Source organism: Enhygromyxa salina (assembly GCF_000737335.2).
Lineage (GTDB): Bacteria > Myxococcota_A > Polyangia > Nannocystales > Nannocystaceae > Plesiocystis > Plesiocystis salina_C.
On record NZ_JMCC02000004.1, the window covers coordinates 23277 to 39729 of the forward strand.

Annotated in this window: 16 protein-coding genes and 1 pseudogene; 14 read left to right on the forward strand and 3 right to left on the reverse strand. The window is 67.6% G+C overall.

The window, feature by feature from the left end:
- Nucleotides 1-31: 31 nt before the first annotated feature.
- Nucleotides 32-1096, reverse strand: coding sequence for a hypothetical protein (locus tag DB30_RS02215; protein WP_052546282.1), 1065 nt, complete (start codon nt 1094-1096; stop codon nt 32-34).
- 76 nt (nt 1097-1172) lie between these two features.
- Between DB30_RS02215 and DB30_RS02220 the strand changes: the two genes are divergently transcribed.
- Nucleotides 1173-2987 (forward strand): M20/M25/M40 family metallo-hydrolase, encoded by a 1815-nt coding sequence (locus DB30_RS02220; RefSeq protein WP_052546283.1) that lies wholly within the window; start codon nt 1173-1175, stop codon nt 2985-2987.
- Nucleotides 2988-3003: 16 nt separating this feature from the next.
- Here DB30_RS02220 and DB30_RS02225 read toward each other — a convergent pair whose 3' ends face one another.
- The gene (locus DB30_RS02225) at nt 3004-4683 is read right to left on the reverse strand and encodes an FG-GAP repeat domain-containing protein (protein WP_153258178.1); all 1680 of its coding nucleotides are present in this window, start codon (nt 4681-4683) and stop codon (nt 3004-3006) included.
- 161 nt (nt 4684-4844) lie between these two features.
- On the opposite strand from DB30_RS02225, the gene DB30_RS02230 reads away from it, so the two are divergent.
- Together DB30_RS02230 and DB30_RS02235 are read left to right on the forward strand one after the other, a co-directional pair.
- Nucleotides 4845-5297: a hypothetical protein gene (locus tag DB30_RS02230; protein WP_146657870.1), complete on the forward strand. Its 453-nt coding sequence runs from the start codon at nt 4845-4847 to the stop codon at nt 5295-5297.
- Nucleotides 5298-5390: 93 nt separating this feature from the next.
- Nucleotides 5391-5984, forward strand: coding sequence for a uracil-DNA glycosylase family protein (locus DB30_RS02235; RefSeq protein WP_052546286.1), 594 nt, complete (start codon nt 5391-5393; stop codon nt 5982-5984).
- Between the two features lie 129 nt (nt 5985-6113).
- On the opposite strand, the gene DB30_RS02240 is transcribed toward DB30_RS02235, so the two are convergent.
- The gene (locus DB30_RS02240) at nt 6114-6389 is read right to left on the reverse strand and encodes a hypothetical protein (RefSeq protein ID WP_052546287.1); all 276 of its coding nucleotides are present in this window, start codon (nt 6387-6389) and stop codon (nt 6114-6116) included.
- A gap of 466 nt (nt 6390-6855) precedes the next feature.
- On the opposite strand from DB30_RS02240, the gene DB30_RS02245 reads away from it, so the two are divergent.
- The 11 genes and pseudogenes from DB30_RS02245 (at nt 6856) to DB30_RS02295 (ending at nt 16364) form a co-directional block, all read left to right on the forward strand.
- Nucleotides 6856-7395, forward strand: a complete 540-nt coding sequence (locus tag DB30_RS02245) for a PAAR-like domain-containing protein (protein WP_146657871.1) — start codon at nt 6856-6858, stop codon at nt 7393-7395.
- 67 nt (nt 7396-7462) lie between these two features.
- On the forward strand, nt 7463-8218 hold the full coding sequence (locus DB30_RS02250; RefSeq protein WP_146657872.1) for a hypothetical protein: 756 nt from the start codon (nt 7463-7465) through the stop codon (nt 8216-8218).
- Nucleotides 8219-8330: 112 nt separating this feature from the next.
- Entirely contained in the window at nt 8331-9086 is a 756-nt protein-coding gene (locus DB30_RS02255; RefSeq protein WP_052546289.1) for a hypothetical protein, read from the forward strand.
- Nucleotides 9083-10069 (forward strand): DUF2169 family type VI secretion system accessory protein, encoded by a 987-nt coding sequence (locus DB30_RS02260; RefSeq protein WP_052546290.1) that lies wholly within the window; start codon nt 9083-9085, stop codon nt 10067-10069. Before DB30_RS02255 ends, DB30_RS02260 begins: the two co-directional genes overlap by 4 nt.
- Nucleotides 10066-12321 carry a hypothetical protein gene (locus tag DB30_RS02265; protein ID WP_052546291.1) on the forward strand — a complete coding sequence of 752 codons (2256 nt, stop codon included), beginning with the start codon at nt 10066-10068 and terminating at the stop codon, nt 12319-12321. Before DB30_RS02260 ends, DB30_RS02265 begins: the two co-directional genes overlap by 4 nt.
- Nucleotides 12322-12458: 137 nt before the next feature.
- Complete coding sequence (locus DB30_RS02270; RefSeq protein WP_052546292.1) at nt 12459-13085, forward strand: hypothetical protein; 627 nt, start codon at nt 12459-12461, stop codon at nt 13083-13085.
- Between the two features lie 94 nt (nt 13086-13179).
- The gene (locus DB30_RS02275; RefSeq protein ID WP_153258180.1) at nt 13180-13482 is read left to right on the forward strand and encodes a hypothetical protein; all 303 of its coding nucleotides are present in this window, start codon (nt 13180-13182) and stop codon (nt 13480-13482) included.
- Nucleotides 13483-13948: 466 nt separating this feature from the next.
- Nucleotides 13949-15070 (forward strand): cytochrome P450, encoded by a 1122-nt coding sequence (locus DB30_RS02280; protein WP_052546294.1) that lies wholly within the window; start codon nt 13949-13951, stop codon nt 15068-15070.
- A 77-nt stretch (nt 15071-15147) separates the two neighbouring features.
- A pseudogene (locus DB30_RS02285) lies at nt 15148-15276 on the forward strand (ferritin-like domain-containing protein); the annotation flags it as partial.
- A gap of 252 nt (nt 15277-15528) precedes the next feature.
- On the forward strand, nt 15529-15873 hold the full coding sequence (locus DB30_RS02290; RefSeq protein WP_052546295.1) for a hypothetical protein: 345 nt from the start codon (nt 15529-15531) through the stop codon (nt 15871-15873).
- Nucleotides 15873-16364 carry a hypothetical protein gene (locus DB30_RS02295; RefSeq protein ID WP_052546296.1) on the forward strand — a complete coding sequence of 164 codons (492 nt, stop codon included), beginning with the start codon at nt 15873-15875 and terminating at the stop codon, nt 16362-16364. Before DB30_RS02290 ends, DB30_RS02295 begins: the two co-directional genes overlap by 1 nt.
- Nucleotides 16365-16453: the final 89 nt, after the last annotated feature.

The following is a 16453-nucleotide window of genomic DNA, read 5'->3' on the forward strand; positions in this document are numbered from 1 at the left end:
TGCCGGAAGCGCCGGTTTCCGTGGTTGCGGATCATGGAAATCGGATCTCGACCCCTGCGAGGGCGCGCACGCCCACTGGGGTCGCGTTGAGGGCCGCGAGGTCGTCGAGCGCGAAGCCCCCGGACGCGAGCCGGACCTGCGCTTGGAGCTCGAGGCCGAGCGCGACCCGCTCGATCGGGGCCCAGCTCAGGCCGGGGCCAAGCATCACGCCAACGTACGGTTGGGCGGCGACTTCGGCGTTTGGAATTGGCGCAAGCGCGCGGCCCCGGATCGCGCCCGCCTCGATCCCGGCGCAGAGCGGGAACTCGACGGGGCCGGCCTGCAGCACGCCGCAGCCCAGCGCGCCGATCAGGAACCCATCGACGCGGGCGCGACCTCGATCACCGAGCGCGGGCCGGACGGGCGGCAGCCAGGCGCCGCGCAGCTCGACGCGCCAGTGTGGGCCGAACGCAGCCAAGCGGCCCATGACCGTTGCGGACCCTGCTTGCAGTGGACCGTAGCCGCCGCCAGCGAGGGCCGCGAGGCCAAAGCCCACGGGTCCCCGCGGTTCGAATTCCACGGTCGTTCGGTCCGCTCGCGTTTCGTTGCTGACGTGCACGCTGGGTTCGCGCCGCACGTCGCTGGTGGTCGCGGGCTCGCTTGGGCGCTCGTCGGTCACCGGTGGTGCTGAGGGCGGCTGTGGGTCTGGCTGTGGGTCTGGCTCGGGCGCCGCCGCCTCTCGGTTGACCCGCGTCGAGACGCCGATTGGATCAATCGACACCGCCAGCACCAGCGCCGTCGCGTCGATCGCCACCGCGCAGGTCTCGGCCACGAAGCTGCGCCGCTCCACACCGAGCGGCCCGACGAGCTCGAGCCCCACCGACCACTGCTGCGCAGGGTCACGGCGAATCGTCACGGTCGCGGTCACGTTGGCTGGGGTGTCCGCTCGCGTGACCGAGATCTCGGGCGCCAGCAGCTCGAGCCGCTCGACCACGCGCTGGCCACCTTGGCACTGCGCCTCCCCAACCCAACGCACCCGCAAGTCGTGGATGACCGGGGCGCTCGCCAGCAGCGAGGCGATCAAGAGCTCCGTGACCACGAACTCGCGCGGTAGCACGCCGGATTTTGCGGATCAAGGTCGCCACAAACCACGCGGCTGGTCTGGGGTGAAGGTGTGGGAGTAAGGTCCGGCCATGCGCGGACGCCTGATCCCTCTGCTCGCTCTGTCATCGCTGCTCGCCTCGTTCACGGGTTGCGCCGAGCCAACCCCGGCGCCCGTCGATCCCGGCCAAGTTGCGATCGACCTGCCCAGCGCCAAGCCGACCGCGCCCTCGCTCTCGGCCGACAGCATCCTCGCTAGCGTTGGGTTCTTGGCCGACGACGCCCAGCAGGGCCGGGCGCCGGGGACGGAAGCCGACGCGCGCGTGCAAGCCTGGATCATCGAGCGCATGCAGGCCGCCGGGCTCGAGCCTGGCGGCGACGATGGGTTCGTGCAGCGCTTCGAGGTTGGCGACGGCGCGCGGCTGCGCGAAGGCCAGACCAGTCGCTTCGTCGCCACCCGCGGCCGGGTCCCCGGGATCACCCACGAGATCGTGCCGTTCGGTCACGACACGGGCGAGTCGGGGGCGATCGGTCGGCTGGTGTTCGTTGGCCACGGCCTGCCGGGCGAGGGCGACGACCCCGGTGACTTCGCGGGGCTCGAGCTCGAGGGGGCGATCGCGGTCGCGCTGCTCGGCGCGGCGGATCCCCACGCGGCCCCGGCCAAGACCCGTCCGCAGAGCAAGCTGATCGCCGCCCGGGATCGCGGCGCCGTTGGCCTGGTCCTGTGGGATCCCGACACCGACACGCCGTGGGCCAACCACGGACAATTCAGCGAGCTCGAGATCCCCGCGGTGTTCGTCGGCAAGGCCGGGACCGAGGCGCTGCGGGTCGCGCTGCGACTTGGCAAGGACGCGGCCCCGAAGCTCGGCGCGAGCAGCCGCGCGCCGCTCGAGCTGCACACGCCGATCGAGCCGGTTGTGCTGACCACGGCCAACCTGCTGGGTGTGCTGCCCGGCAGCGATCCGGCCGAGACCCGCAAGCGCGTGATCATTGGCGCCCACATGGATCACCTTGGGCTTGGGACCTCGAGCTCGCTCGCGCCCGGCGAGCACGCGATCCACAACGGCGCCGACGACAACGCCTCGGGCGTCGCGGTCGTGCTCGAGCTCGCGGCCGGGCTGGCCAAGCTCAGCCCCGAGCAGCGGCCTCACGATCTGGTGTTCGTGACCTTTGGCGCCGAAGAGATGGGCCTGCTCGGCAGCAAGCACATGGTCGAGGCGCTGCCCAAGTCCGAGCGGGCCCGCGTCCTCGCGATGCTCAACTTCGACATGGTGGGGCGCCTGCGCGATCAAGACGCGCTCGCGCTCAACGGCACGGGCAGCGCGAAGGAGTGGCCAGCGCTGGTCGAGATCGCCAACCCAACCGGCGACGCGCAGCTGAAGCTCGCCGGTACCAGCGACGGCTGGGGCCCCTCGGATCACGCCTCGTTCTACGGCGAGGGCGTCCCGGTGCTGCACTTCTTCACGGGCGCCCACGACGACTATCACAAGCCTAGCGACGATCTGGACAAGTTCGACAGCGAGGGCGCGGCCGCGGTCGGCGAGCTCGCGGGGCGCATCGTGTTGGCGCTGCTCGACCGCAGCGAGCCACTGACCTACGTCAAGGTCGAGCGCGCGAGCATGGGCCGGACCGTGTTTCGTGTGTCGCTCGGCACGATGCCCGACTATGGGCGCGAGGTTGATGGCATGGCGCTCTCGGGCGTCAGCGAGGGCGGGCCGGCGGCCGCGGCGGGGCTGCAAAAGGGCGACGTGATCACCCGCATCGGGGATCGGGCGGTTCACAACATTGACGACTACATGGCCTGCTTCGGCGAGCTCGAGCCTGGGGTCGCGGTCGAGATCGAGTGGACCCGCGACGGCGCCACGCAGACGGGCGAGCTGACCCCAGCCGCGCCGCGCACCAAGTAGGCGGAGCGCGGCCGCGCTATCCGGGCGGCGGCGGGATGCAGGCCCCGCCGCCCTCGATCTGCGCGTTGGTCCGGAACGTGTTGAAGGTCTCCCAGTTGGGCGTCTCCCACTGCGGGATTACCCCGTCTTCGCGCACGTTGGTCACGTGGTAGGCGTGCTGGTTCCAGATCCGGCGGGCCTGGATCCAGCGATCTTCGATGTCGCCGATCGCCTGGACCATCGGCGACGCGTTTTGGCCGAAGTTGTTTGAGACGACCACGATCTCGGCCGAGCCGTCGTTGTCGATGTCCGCGACCACGGGATACTCGGTCCCGGTCGCGCTCGAGCGCGGCGTCTGCAGCAGGACCTGGCCGTCGCCGTCGTAGATGTACATGTTGGTCTCGTCGGCGTACATCGCCTCGGCGATGCCGTCGCCCAGGAAGTCGAACGCGGTGCCGGCCGCGACCCCGCTGCTGTCGAGCACTGGCGCGCTCCAGACGATCGACGCGTCGGCCTCGTAGACCGTGTAGTTGGCGCGCGAGCTCATCGCGTACTCGGCCATGAGGTCGCCGTCCATGTCGTGGACCGCGGCCGGCCGGTGCCAGTTGAGCCCGGAGGCCGGGTCGCCGGTTGGGGTCAAGCCGGTATAGACAACGGTTCCGTCGGTCTCGAGCATGCTCAGGCCCGCCGGCGAGGTGATGAGGATCTCGGGCTCACCGTCGTCGTCGAAGTCGGCGACCTGGGGGAACCCTGGCGAGGCCGATGGCGCATACCACATGAGCGCGCCGTCGTGATGATAGGCCGAGTTGCCAAGGATGATCTCGAGGTCGCCGTCGTCATCGAGGTCGGCGGCGGTCGTGACCGGATACTGGGCGATCGGGCTGTTGCTCTCCCACAGCTTGGTGCCGGTGTGATCGTAGACGGCGTTGTCACCGTAGATCTCGACGTCCCCGTCGTTGTCGAGATCCGCGAGGCCGACCCCGCCGATGTACGAGCCGTTCCACTGGCCGCCCGTCCAGAGCAAGGTTCCGTCGCTGTCGAGCGCCACCAGCGCGCCGTTGCTCGAGGTGACGAGCTCCATCTCACCGTCGCCGTCGATGTCGCCGAGGGCAGGGGCCACGGAGAAGTCGACCGTGGTCGGCGAGATGTAGTGCGGCAGCCCGGTCGCGCCGTCGAGCACGTGGATGTGGGCTGGCGCGTTGAGGCCGGTGTAGGCGACGACGACGACGTCGGGGATGTCGCACAGATCGATCACGCCGTTGTCGTCGTCATCGGTCAGGTTGCCGACCATCGGCGTGACCACGCTCTGGGTCTCGTTGCCGTTGCCCATGTACATCCACTCGACGTTGGGCTCGAACGAATCGGGCAGCGCCTGGGCCTCGCACTCGCCCACCGCGTTGCCGTCGTCGTTGACCTTGCACATGTCGACAGGCATCCCCTCGCCAAAGTCGATGTCCTGGCCGATGTCGAACTTGACGCCGCCGGGGTCGCCGTCGCCATCACCACTTGGGTCGCCATCGCCGGCCGGGTCGCCGTCGCCATCGCCGGTTGGGTCACCGTCGCCATCACCGGTCGGATCCCCATCGCCGTCTCCGGTGCTGATCGAGGTCTCGCCCGGGTCGTCGCTGGCTTCGCCGCTGCCCGCGTCGCCGCAACCACCGAGGGCCAAGCTGAACAGCATGACCCCCACACCCCGCGCAATCGCATCATGTTTCACGCGGCTACGATAACAGCTCGGGTGGAGCGTGGGTATGCCGGGCGCTCAGCTCGGACAACGCCGACGCAGGCCCGGGACCAGCAGCAACAACGGGCGCGCGAGCATGCCCCATGGCGGGGGCCCGGGGCCTTCATGGTCCATTGTGGTATCTGCTGACAACCGTGCTCCCCCCGATCGAAGACCGATCGCTGGCCCAGTGGATCGAGGCTACCCTGCTTGGCCTGCTGCAGCCCGAGGGGGCCCCGATCGCGCGGGCGTGCGGCCCCGATCGATCCCTCGAGCTGGTGTGCACGGAGCTCGGCGTCGGGCGCCAGTTCGAGGGCTTCGCAGTGGTCGCAGGCGCGCTCCGCCTCATTGTTCGTCTGCCCGATGAGACCATCTCGGACATCGTCGAACACGAGCTGCTGCTCGGGCGCGACGACCTGGTCGACTGGCGACTCCAACGCGACACAGTGATCCCTGGCGCCGTGTTCTGGCGGTCCGGGATCTACGGGCACACAGCGCAGCGCCAGGCCGAGCTGGCCGCCGGCGTCGAGACCTGGCACCGCTTCTTGCGGGAGGTGATCGACCCGAACTTCGTGGGTCGAACGCCCGACGCTGGCGAGTCGAGCTAGCGCGAAACCGCCGGGGCGGGCTCGGTGGCGCTCGCGCAACTTGGTCGCTGGTGGTGGGGCCACACATGCCGACGGTCCTGATAGTCTGGTGAGGTGGCGTCGAAGCGCGCACTCTCGAAGTTGCTGGCCGAGGTTCGAGCCTGCGAGGTCTGCCGCGAGCACCTGCCCCTGGGCCCGCGACCCGTCCTCTCCGTCGGCTCGAGCGCCCGCCTGGCGATCGTCGGTCAAGCGCCAGGGACCCGCGTGCACGAGAGCGGCACGCCCTGGGACGACGACTCGGGCGATCACCTACGCGCTTGGCTGGGGGTCGACCGTGAGCTGTTCTCGAGCGTCGACCTGTTCGCCATCGTGCCCATGGGGTTTTGCTATCCGGGCAAGCGAGCTGGCGGCGACGCGCCGCCACGACCAGAGTGCGCCCCCTTGTGGCACGCGCGCTTGTTCGAGCAGCTGCCGCAGCTGTCCACGGTCTTGCTCGTCGGCCAGTACGCCCAGGCATACTATCTGGGGAAGTCGCGCAAGAAGACCCTGACCGCGACCGTCCGCGCCTTTGAAGATTACCTGCCGCGCTACTTGCCCTTGCCCCACCCGAGCTGGCGCAGCCGGATCTGGATGAAGAAAAACCCCTGGTTCGAGGCCGAGGTGCTCCCTGCGCTGCGTGAGCGTGTGCAGTTGGCCAGGGGTCTTTAGGAGCCCTTGGTGCAATGCCTCGCGCCGCCTCGCCTTTTTGGCGAGGGCAGCGTTGCCGAAACTTGCGGTGCGCCTGGTACAGCTGCGTCTCGGTGACTTGTGAACCTGGAGCTCGGCCGCTGGCTCAAGTCAGCGGTAGGGCGAGCTCGCGGACGCGCTATCGTGGCGCAGCATCGGCGCCTGCTGGTCGCCGCGGCCCTCGAGCTCGATCGGGGACTCGAGCTCGATCCGCTGGATCTCCAGGACCCAGTCGCCCTCGTGGCTGAAGCAACCGCGCGCGCGCAGGAAGCGGGCGACTCGCTCGCGCGCTTCGGGCTCGAGCTCGGACAGGCGGGTGTGCTCGACCGGGGCGTCGATCTCGACCGCGTCGGCCCCGAAGCTGTGACCGCCAAGCTCGAACGCCACGCTGCGCGAGTCGTCGATGACCAGCTGCTCGTGGCCCGCGTCGATCAGCCGCGCACGAATTCGCCAGGCGAGGCAGGGGCGATCTTCGACCGGTGAGCGCAGCTCCGACTCGGGGTTGACCTGCCCGCGGACGCGGCCGACGAGGCCCTCGGCGGGCGGCAGGGCCAGCCGGCGCCGGGCGGGGTGCTGTGGTCGCTACGTGTTGTTCGGCGAGGGTTTCAGCGTTCGACGGGTGGCCGAGCGCTACCTCGAGCTTCTCGGCACCGGCCCTCACGAAGTCGTGATGAAGCCGCTCATGCGCCGACGCTTCGAAGCGGCGACAAGTTCCGGGAGTTGGTGTTCGGCGCGATGACCCCTGGCTGGCGACGGGCCCGCGCGACGGGCAGGAGCTACTACCGCTCGCTCACCGAGCTCGCGCAGGCCAACGCCAACGCGCGGCTTGGGAGCATTTGAGACCCATTGCGCGGTGAGTGAAGATCGCGGAGGATCTTCATTGATGCCCGACAAGGTCTACGCCAACGGCCGAAGAGTCATCCACGCCGGCGATCGGCAAACCTTCGTGGCGGCGACACCCGATGCCTGCAAGACGCCCAGTCCCAGCGGGCCGGTTCCGGTGCCGTACCCGAACACCGCCAAGAGCAGCGATCTTGGCGGCGGGACCAAGAAGGTGACGATCGGCGGCAGCTCCGTGGCGATTCGTGGCGCCAAGCTCAGGACCAGCACGGGCGACGAAGCCGGGACCGCGGGCGGCGGGTTGATGTCGGCCAAGACCAAGGGCGCGGTGAGCTGGGGGTCATGCAGCCTCGACGTCTGCTTTGAGGGCCAGGGGGTGATCCGGTTCTTCGAGCCGACGCTCCACAACGGCAACATGGCCAACGCCAGCAGCTCGAGCCCCGGCGACAGCTACATGGTGGCGCCGGAGGATCCCGAGACGAAGTGCCTGCATTGTGGGAAACCGTTTGAAGATCATGAGTTTCCGGAATTGAACTCAAGAAAAAGATGCTAGCTCCCTGCTATACCTGCCGTGAAGTCATGATGGCCATGCTGTGCCAGAACGATCCGAAGAAGTGACGATGCGACTCTCAGAACATCGAGCAACACAGGTCCTGGCGCTGCTGGCGGAATTCGCCCCGCAGCAGCACAAAATGGTTCGAGGTCTACCTGACGCAGCGATTTCCGCCGTTCAACGGGATTTGGGGTGTGTGTTGTGCGCGGGGCACATCACCTTCCTCCGGGTGTTTGGCGCAACTCCCAAAGGTGCGATGAACCCCTTCATTTATGATCACGATTTCTCCGTCGACGCCATGCGGGACTACTATCGCAGGTATGAAGAAACGCCTGTCAACCAAATCATGTTCTGGGCGTATACTCATCAATATTGGACCCCGGGCTATCTATTCGCCAGCGGTCCTGATGTCCAGGATCCGGCTACCGGCGCCACGACAGTTCAAATATCAGTGGAATCCTTCTGGAACGTTCTGCTATTCGATGCCTATGTGTTCCTGATCTCTGTTCGCTACGAGCACGAGAGCGTCAGCGGCTGGCTTTGGGAGGGCCACACCATCCCGCTCGATCGCGCCGCCGAGCCCTTCGCAGAGGTCGAGGCTATCCTCACCCAACTTGGCTTCGAGCCGTGGATGGACATGGCGAACGCCAAGACCATGATGCGCCGCGGCGACACGATCGCGTGCTTCGGACGCAGCGGCATGATGCCGAATCCGGATGACTGGTACATGAACCTGAGCGCACCCACCCCCCGGGAGCAACGCGAGCTGTGGGAAGTCTTCGCTGATCACGTTGGCCTCGTCGAACACCCGCGCTACCGATGACCCTCGACAACCTCACCCCGTGGCCCGTCGAGGCGTTCCCGAGCTACGACACCCACGGTCCGGTTCCACGTCATGAGCCCATGCTGTGCCAGAACGACCCGAAGAAGTGACGATGCAACTCTCAGAACATCGAGCAACACAGGTCCTGGCGCTGCTGGCGGAGTTCGGCCCGGAGCAGCGCAAGGTGGTTCGAGGACTACCTGACGCAACGATTGCCGCCGTGCAGCGTGATTTGGGGTGTGTGTTATGCGGGGGGCACATCACCTTCCTCCGGGTGTTTGGCGCTACCCCAAAAGGGGCGATGAACCCGTTCCTGTATGATTACGATTTTTCAGTCGGCGCCATGCGGGACTACTATCGTCGGTTTGAGGAGACGCCCGTCAACCAAGTCATGTTCTGGGCGTATACACACCAACGATGGACGCCCGGATACTTGTTTGCCAGTAGCTCCGATGTCCAAGATCCTGGATCAGGCGCTACGACCGTCAGGGTGTCGGAGGAATCATTCTGGAACACCCTCATGCTCCATTGCTATGTGTTTCTGATATCCGGTCGTTACGAGCACAAGGGCATCAGCGGCTGGCTTTGGGAGGGCCGCACCATCCCGGTCGATCGCGGCGCCGAGCCCTTCGCCAAAGTCGAGGCTATCCTCACCCAACTTGGCTTCGAGCCGTGGATGGACATGGCGAACGCCAAGACCATGATGCGCCGCGGCGACACGATCGCGTGCTTCGGACGCAGCGGCATGATGCCGAATCCGGATGACTGGTACATGAACCTGAGCGCACCCACCCCCCGGGAGCAACGCGAGCTGTGGGAAGTCTTCGCTGATCACGTTGGCCTCGTCGAACACCCGCGCTACCGATGACCCTCGACAACCTCACCCCGTGGCCCGTCGAGGCGTTCCCGAGCTACGACACCGACGGCCGCGACATCCTGGTGATCGTCGCGGCAGCCAGCTTCGACATCCCGGCCCCAGGCAGCACCGCGCTGCGCCCCAGCGCCGAGCAACCCCCGGTTCCGCTCGAGGACCGGTATCATGGCGAGCCAGGCATCTCCGGCCCGGTCCAAGCCGCTCAGACCGCCCCGTTCCGCCCCGGCGCCGACATCCATGTCCGCGGCTGTGTTCGCTGCGCCGTGCCTACCGGCGCGGTCGAGGTCAGCCTCGAAGTCGCGGAGCTCCGGCGCGCCGCGTGGGTTGTCGGCGACCGCCAGTGGCGTCGTCGCGTCGGCGGCTGGGAGGCCAGCGAGGCCGAGCCCTTCGTGACCATGCCGATCGCGTGGGAACGTTGCCACGGCGGCCCCGACGAGGCCCGCAATCGCGTCGGCTGTCACCCGCCGCGCGGGACTTTGGAGGGCTTCGCGCTGCCCAATTTCGAACACCCTGGCGCACTGGTTCAGCACCCACAGACTCGTCTCGCGCCCCTCGGCTTCGGCCCGGTTCCACCGCAATGGTCGCCGCGGCTCGAACACGCCGGCACGTACGACGAAGAATGGCAGCGCGCGCGTGCTCCCTATTGGCCCGAGGACTTCAACCCACGGTTTTTTCATGCTGCGCCCGAAGGCCTTCGCCGCGCTCACTTCATCGGCGATGAGCCGATCACGCTCGTCGGCTTTCTGCCCGGCCAGGCCCGACACTTTCGCTTGCCAAGCTTGCGGTTGCTGCTGAAGTCCCGCTCGAGCAGCGGCGCGGTCGCTCGACAGCTGCTGCGAATCGACGGCGTCGAGCTCGACCTCGACGCCGAGCGCTTGACCCTGTACGCCCGCGCGACGATCGACCTCGCCGATGGCCTTGGTCGCTTTGCTGGCGCGACCCTTCGATCACTGCACGGCTGGGAGTCCTCGCCGTGAGTGGTCTCGTGATCGCCACGATCGGCGCGTGCGCAGCCTTGGCGACCCGCGCGAGCGAGCTGCAGGCGGAGCTAGCGACAGGCGCCGTCGCGTTCGAACAGCAGCCCAGTCCGCGGGGCTTGGTGACTGTCGCCGCGCTCGATTCCCTCGACCGCGATCTCGACCGTCAGCAACGTCGCCGCGCGTTGCTCGACCATGCGCTCGCCGACTTTTTGGCGCGAGCGCCCAAGCTCGACCAGCCGGTCTTGGTCGTCGTGGTCTCGGGCATGGACCAGACGGCTGACACCACCGCGCAGGACCTCGCCCAGCTCGCCGTCGGGAAGCTCCAGCTTGGTCAGATGGAGGCGGTCAGCCACGGTCGCGGGGGCTGGTTTGCCGCCCTGTCCCGAGCCGAAGCGTTGCTGCGAGACATCCGCGTCGAGGCTGTGCTCGTCGTCGCTACCGATAGCCACTGTGACCGCGCCTCGGTCGCGGCACTGGCCAGGGCCAGCGCGATCCTGGGCGAGGACAACCGCGATGGCCTGATCCCGGGCGAAGGTGCCTGCGTCGCGCTGTGCTGCCGCGGTGACTCGCCGCTCGCTCAGCTTGGCGGCGCGACGCGGTGCGAGGTCGTGGGCGTCAGTCGCGAGCCGGCGCCCTTCACCGGCCCGCGGCCCAACCTGTCGCAGGGGTTGAGCGCGCTGTTCGAACAGCTCGGCGCGCGTTCACCCGGCGCGACGGAGCTGGTCGTCGATTGTCAGACAGGCGAATCGCGCTTTACCAAAGAATTCCACGCGGCGTATCTCCGCAACGGCCCGGTGATGCCCGAGCCGCTCGTGACCCAGTCGACCGCGGCGCCCTTTGGTGACGCTGGCGTCGCCACACCTGGCCTCGCGCTGCTCGTCGCCCAACAGTTCACGGGCCCACACGAGCGCGCGCTGATGTATGCCAGCGATGACGCCGGTCACCTCGGCGCGGCGATCATCGTGAGCCCCGCGCGCTCGGTGTTGCGTCAACGGCTGAGCGAGCTGTGGTCCGATCCGGGCCAACGGGACCGGGCGGGCTACGGCGGGCGCGAAGACAGCCTCGACCGTCACCTCGAGGAACTCGGTTATCTGCAGCTCGCCCGCCTCGATGATCTTGGCAGTGGCCAGACACCGTGGCTCGAGCTGTCCCCGATCGAAGCACGCATTGCGGCGCACCTCGACGCGCTCGCGCTCGGTGGGGCGAACACGATCGAGCGCGCGACCCTGGCGTGTAGTGAGGCCACCTTCGATCAGCTTCAAGGTGCGTTGGTGGTGGCCGCATCGTGGTTCACCGCGGCACCCCTGTTGGACGCGGTGTGTCGGCGCGCGGCGGAGATGGACGCCGTGGACCTCGACGAGCTCGCTGGCGCCATCGAGCTCGGCACGAATCCACGCCCCCTGGTATCGGCGCTGCTCGCTCACGAGTCGTCCGATGTGAGGCGCTGCGGCGTCGAGCTGGCGGCCGCGGTGACGGATGTTCCCGAGCCGGAGCTCGCCGCGTTGCTGCATGACAAGTCTGATTGCGTGCGCGCGGAGGCGGCGATTGCTCTGGCTCGTCGCGGCGCCAAGCAACGCACCGAGGACTTGGTCGCGGCAGCGACACGCGCGCCCGAGACCGTGGGCTACGTGGCTGCCCTGGTCTGGCTGGGCCACGCTGGCGCCATGGACCGACTACGCTGGCTGCTACACCAAGGTCCCCAGCTCGCCGAGCAGGCCGCGCGCTGGCTGTCGATGGCGGGCGATCCGGGAGACATGCGGGCGATCCACGATCGCCTGACGCAGCTCGAGGCGACCCCAGCCACCCTCGAAGCGCTCGGCAACGCCGGGTTGGCCGAAAGCCTGCCCGTCTTGCTCGATGGTCTCGACCACGATGACGCCGCTGTCGTCGAAGCGGCCGCCCGCGCCCTCGATCGCATCACCGGCGCCGGGTTGCGCGAAGACCTGCTCGATGAGGATGGCCTGCTCGAAGTTCGTCGCTGTGTGGACGCGACGACCTGGCGAGCGTGGCTCGAGGGTCGACAGTGGCCGCCCGGGCGCTTGCGCGATGGTCATCCATTTAGCGTGGCGGCGTGTTGGAACGAGCTGACCGCAGGCTCGAGTGAGCGTATGCGACGACGATGGGCGGCCGATGAGCTCGCGCTGCGGGGGGGCGCCGCGACGCAGTTTGTTGTGCGGTGGTCGGTCGAGCGGCAACGGAGGACGCTCGAGCGTTGGGGTAGTGAGCTCAGGCGGCTGGGCGTGATCTAGTACCGCACACCCGAAGTCCGTTCGGGCGGCGGTCATGTCGTTCTTGGCTTCGTGGCCTCGGCTTGGGCGACGTTGGTGCGTGCGGCGGGCCGCTTCGATGCTGACGCGCTCGAGCGCGCTACGAGAATGTCGGGTGGGTGTGGCAAGATGGCGGGACCGAAATGATGGACCAGCGCAGGCGATTCTCTTGGTCGGGCGTGCTGCCCACGCTGCTGATGCTGATGCTGTCGGCGAGCGCCTGCAGTGTTAGCGACAGCTCAGCCAAGCCGCCTGATCAACCCGAGACAAAAACCGTGACCAAGCCGCCAACGCCAACCACATCGACCGAGTCGAGCGAAGCGACTGAATCATCGCAGCTGCCCGGGAGCCTGCACGTCGTCGTGTTCTTCGAGGGCCCGCGCGGGCGTGAGCACATCGACGTGCAGCTGCGCTCCGACGACCACGTCACGACGGTGGCGGGCGTGCATGCAGACGAGAGTCGCAGCAACCCTCCTCGCCAGCGGTTTGAGCTCAGCGATGTAGAGCGGCGCGAGTACCAGGCCCGCGTCGCCGCACTCGCCGAGATCCCGCGCTGCGAGCCGCTCGCGCAGCTCGCCGACGAGCCGACCTGGAGCGTGGACTCCGAGCGCTACAACGATCGCGGGCCCTCGCTGTGGTTCCGCGCCGATGGGGCCGAGCTGTTGGCCAGCGCAGATCCTTGCTTGGGCTACGTGCGCCTGACGCACTTCGTGTACACGGCGTGGGTCAGCCACATTGGGCTCTGACCCGCATCCGTCATTCCGCTCGAGGCCGACAAGTCCGGCGAAGGTCAATGGTTGACGGAGCTCGGACGCCAGCCGTTTGGTAGAGTCTAGATCGATGCCCGTCGCTACCGAGCGCTTCAGCCCCCTGCCTGTGTTCTTGCTTGGCCTGCTCGGGCTGCCTTTGCTCGCCTGTGGCGATGAGGGCTCGCAGGACAGCGCCGCGGCGAGCGAGGCCTCGTCGGCCGCGGACGCCGACACGACCAGCACCGACAGCACGGACAGCACCGACGGCACCGCGGACACGGCCACAGACGGCTCGACCGCGCCCGACACTCATGATCCCGCAGCACAAGGGCGGAACACGAGATCGGCCGGTCTCCGAAATCGGCAGCCCATACCCAACGGACTGCTAGGCTAGGGGTCTGGTGGAACCCGCCCCCGTGGGTCGGCGCGGCTGTCGGTTGGGCGGCGACCTGACTCCTGATCGCGGTCCTCGAGGCCTTTGAGCGGCGCAAGTAGGCACGGCCTAGTACTGCCCAGAGGGTCCGGGTTTTTAACGTGCCGAGACGAAGCGGGGAGGAGGGGAGCCGCGGCCGCGATCGCCTCTGGGTAGATCGAGGATAGTCGCGGTGAGCCCTGGATAACGACGTACGAGCATGGCGCTGTCCACAGGGGTCTCGCCACGTCCCGACCCGCGCTCGTCAGCGCGTAGCTGCCCTCCACGGACCCCACCCCCACCAGCGCGTCGAGCAGCGCTGTGGTCGCGCGCTCGCCGACCCCGGCAGGGCGTTGAACACACCGAGCTTGGTCGCGGTACCCGCGTTCGAGGCCTCAACAGGCCCAACCAATTCTCAAACACGGGGTGCATCATGCGATCGTATCGCATGCACCTCAGCGATCCCGATACCTACATCCAGGGCATGCCCCACGATCACTTCGAGTGGCTGCGAACCCGGGATCCGGTCTCCTGGCAGCCAGAGGGCTACTGGGCGGTCACTCGTCACGCCGACGTCGCGGCGGTTCTGCGTACCCCATCTATCTTCTCCTCATGGCGAGGTGGCGTGCGATTCGAGGACCCCGCTGCCGAGTTTCTCGACCGTCTACGTGAGAGCATGCTGAACCAGGATCCCCCTGGCCACACGCGGCTCCGTCAACTCGTGAGCCGGGCGTTCACACCTCGCCGGCTGCGCGAGCTTGATACGCAGATCCAGAATTATGCGCGCAATCTCGTCCAACGAGCGCAGGGAGAGTGTGACTTCGCGCAGATGATTGCAGGAGAGATGCCCCTGACAGTGATCTGCGATGTTCTGGGTGTACCCAAAGAAGATCGCCACGAGCTCTACGGGCTCACGGAACAATTGCTGTCGAGTGAAGAGAGCCCTGAGACGGTTCGGGCCGCGGCCATGACCATGCGCGCGTATTCGGTCAAACTCGCCGGCCAGCGCGGTCGCTCGGAACTCGTCGATGAGCTGCTTGGTGCCGGGCTCACCGACGGAGAATTCCAGGCCTTTTTCATGCTGCTGTTCCTCAGCGGGAGTGATACCACCCGGAGCCTGCTGTGCTACGGGCTCGACCTCCTGCTCGATCGACCCAAAGACATCGAGCGCCTGCGGGCCGACCGGTCGCTCCTCCCCGCCGCTATCGAGGAGATGTTGCGTTACGAACCACCAGTCATTCACTTCCGACGAACCGCCGCCTGTGACACGGTGCTCGGTGGAAAGAGCATCGCCGAGGGCGACAAGGTGCTCGTATTCTTCCCTGCGGCCAATCGTGACGAGGAGGTGTTCCCCCACGCCGAACGTTTTGACATCACACGTTCGCCCAACCCCCAGCTCAGCTTTGGCATGGGTCCCCACCACTGTCTTGGGGCCGCGCTCGCACGGATGGAGGCTCGGCATGTGCTCGACCAGATGTTGAATCGACGTTGGGAGCGACGGGGAAATATCGAGTCGCTGCGCTCCAACTTCGTTCGAGGGGTGCGCAGCCTCACAATTCACATTGCCTAGCACGCTAGCAGCCCGTGGTGCAATTCAGCGCTTGATTTGGGGCTAGGATCCGGCTGCGCTTGCCCGAGCAGACCAGCGCCCGAACCTCGCGCGAGGTGTTCCGCGTCGCCGAGGCTGCCAGCGACCAGCCGACCTGCGACCTGCTCACGCAGCGCATGCAGGTCCACGAGAAGACCGCGTGGATGCTGCGCAGCTTGCTCGAGTAGATCCCCGTCGGGTCTGACTCGGGCTCAGCTGAAGAGGCCCGGGCAGTCGTCATCGGTGCAGATCGACCGCTCGCAGTCGACGGAGATCGACGGCGTCGACCATGTCCTGTGGACCGCCGCATCCCCGGCCCCGCCCTCCCGCGCCTCGCCGGATCTGTCTTTGGTATCGCCATTGGCCATGCTAGGTCACCGGGCAGGCGCGAGATGAAGTCTCGCCGCCCATCCCGCGGCGCGACCGGAGGCGGAGACGGAATGAGCGAGAGCATCGAGGAGATTCAGGCGGCCTATATCGACGAGGTGCGCGCCATCGCGCCCCAGCTCGAGGCCTGGCTGGAGCAGCGGATCGCGGAGGAGGACGAGGACACCGTCCTGCTGCGCTGGGCGACCGGGCTGGGCGGCCATCCGCGGTTCATCGAGATCTACCGTCGCTACTACCTGAAGATCGAAGAGCTGAACGAGGCCGCTCGGCAGGAGCTGCACGATCAGGCCGACGTGTTGATCAGCCAGGTCGAAGAGCTGGCCCCCGACATCGCCGAGATCGTGATCGGCCTCTTCTTCAATCCCATCGGCGTCGACGCCAACGAGGAGACCGTCTGATGGCGGTGATCACCTACTTCGAAGTCGAGGACGGCAAGAGGCGGCTGCTGGAGCAGCCCGGCGACGTGGTGGCCCGCACCCCCGGCGGGATGGCGCGCGAGCTGGACGACGCCGTCGCCCCGGCGCATCGCGCGTTGTTCGACGAATACCTGGGCGACCTCCAGACCGCCCATGACATCGCCGAGCCCTGGTGGGCGGGGACGATCGAGGCGCAGCGGGCGCAGGGCTTGGATGAAGACGACGCGCTGGAGGCCGCCTTCACCAGGCGCGCCGCCGGTGCGGCCTCGCATCCCAAGGTGGTGTGGATCGTCCGCTCGTACTGGCTGCAGTGCGAAGAGGTGAACGGCGCCCTGCCGCCGGAGCAGCGGGTGTACCCGGAGGTCTTCCTGCTGAAGTGGCTGATCGACGCCGGCAAGGACGACCTGGTGACCCTCATCGCCTGCATGCCCTACTGGCCCATGGGGCTGGACGCCGACGGCAACTGGGTCTGAGGCCTCAGGCCGAGGTGGTCGCGGTGAGGAGCAGGGCAGGGCGCGAGCGTCGGCCGCTTCGCGCTGCCAGCCCCGCTCGCGGTGCTGGT

Bases quoted from the DNA above. Each gene is read 5' to 3' on its own strand.
- DB30_RS02275 (WP_153258180.1), top strand. From the start codon at position 13,180: ATGCCCGTCGCTACCGAGCGCTTCAGCCCCCTGCCTGTGTTCTTGCTT.
- DB30_RS02255 (WP_052546289.1), top strand. From the start codon at position 8,331: ATGCAACTCTCAGAACATCGAGCAACACAGGTCCTGGCGCTGCTGGCG.
- DB30_RS02260 (WP_052546290.1), top strand. From the start codon at position 9,083: ATGACCCTCGACAACCTCACCCCGTGGCCCGTCGAGGCGTTCCCGAGC.
- DB30_RS02295 (WP_052546296.1), top strand. From the start codon at position 15,873: ATGGCGGTGATCACCTACTTCGAAGTCGAGGACGGCAAGAGGCGGCTG.
- DB30_RS02290 (WP_052546295.1), top strand. From the start codon at position 15,529: ATGAGCGAGAGCATCGAGGAGATTCAGGCGGCCTATATCGACGAGGTG.
- DB30_RS02220 (WP_052546283.1), top strand. From the start codon at position 1,173: ATGCGCGGACGCCTGATCCCTCTGCTCGCTCTGTCATCGCTGCTCGCC.
- DB30_RS02250 (WP_146657872.1), top strand. From the start codon at position 7,463: ATGCGACTCTCAGAACATCGAGCAACACAGGTCCTGGCGCTGCTGGCG.
- DB30_RS02280 (WP_052546294.1), top strand. From the start codon at position 13,949: ATGCACCTCAGCGATCCCGATACCTACATCCAGGGCATGCCCCACGAT.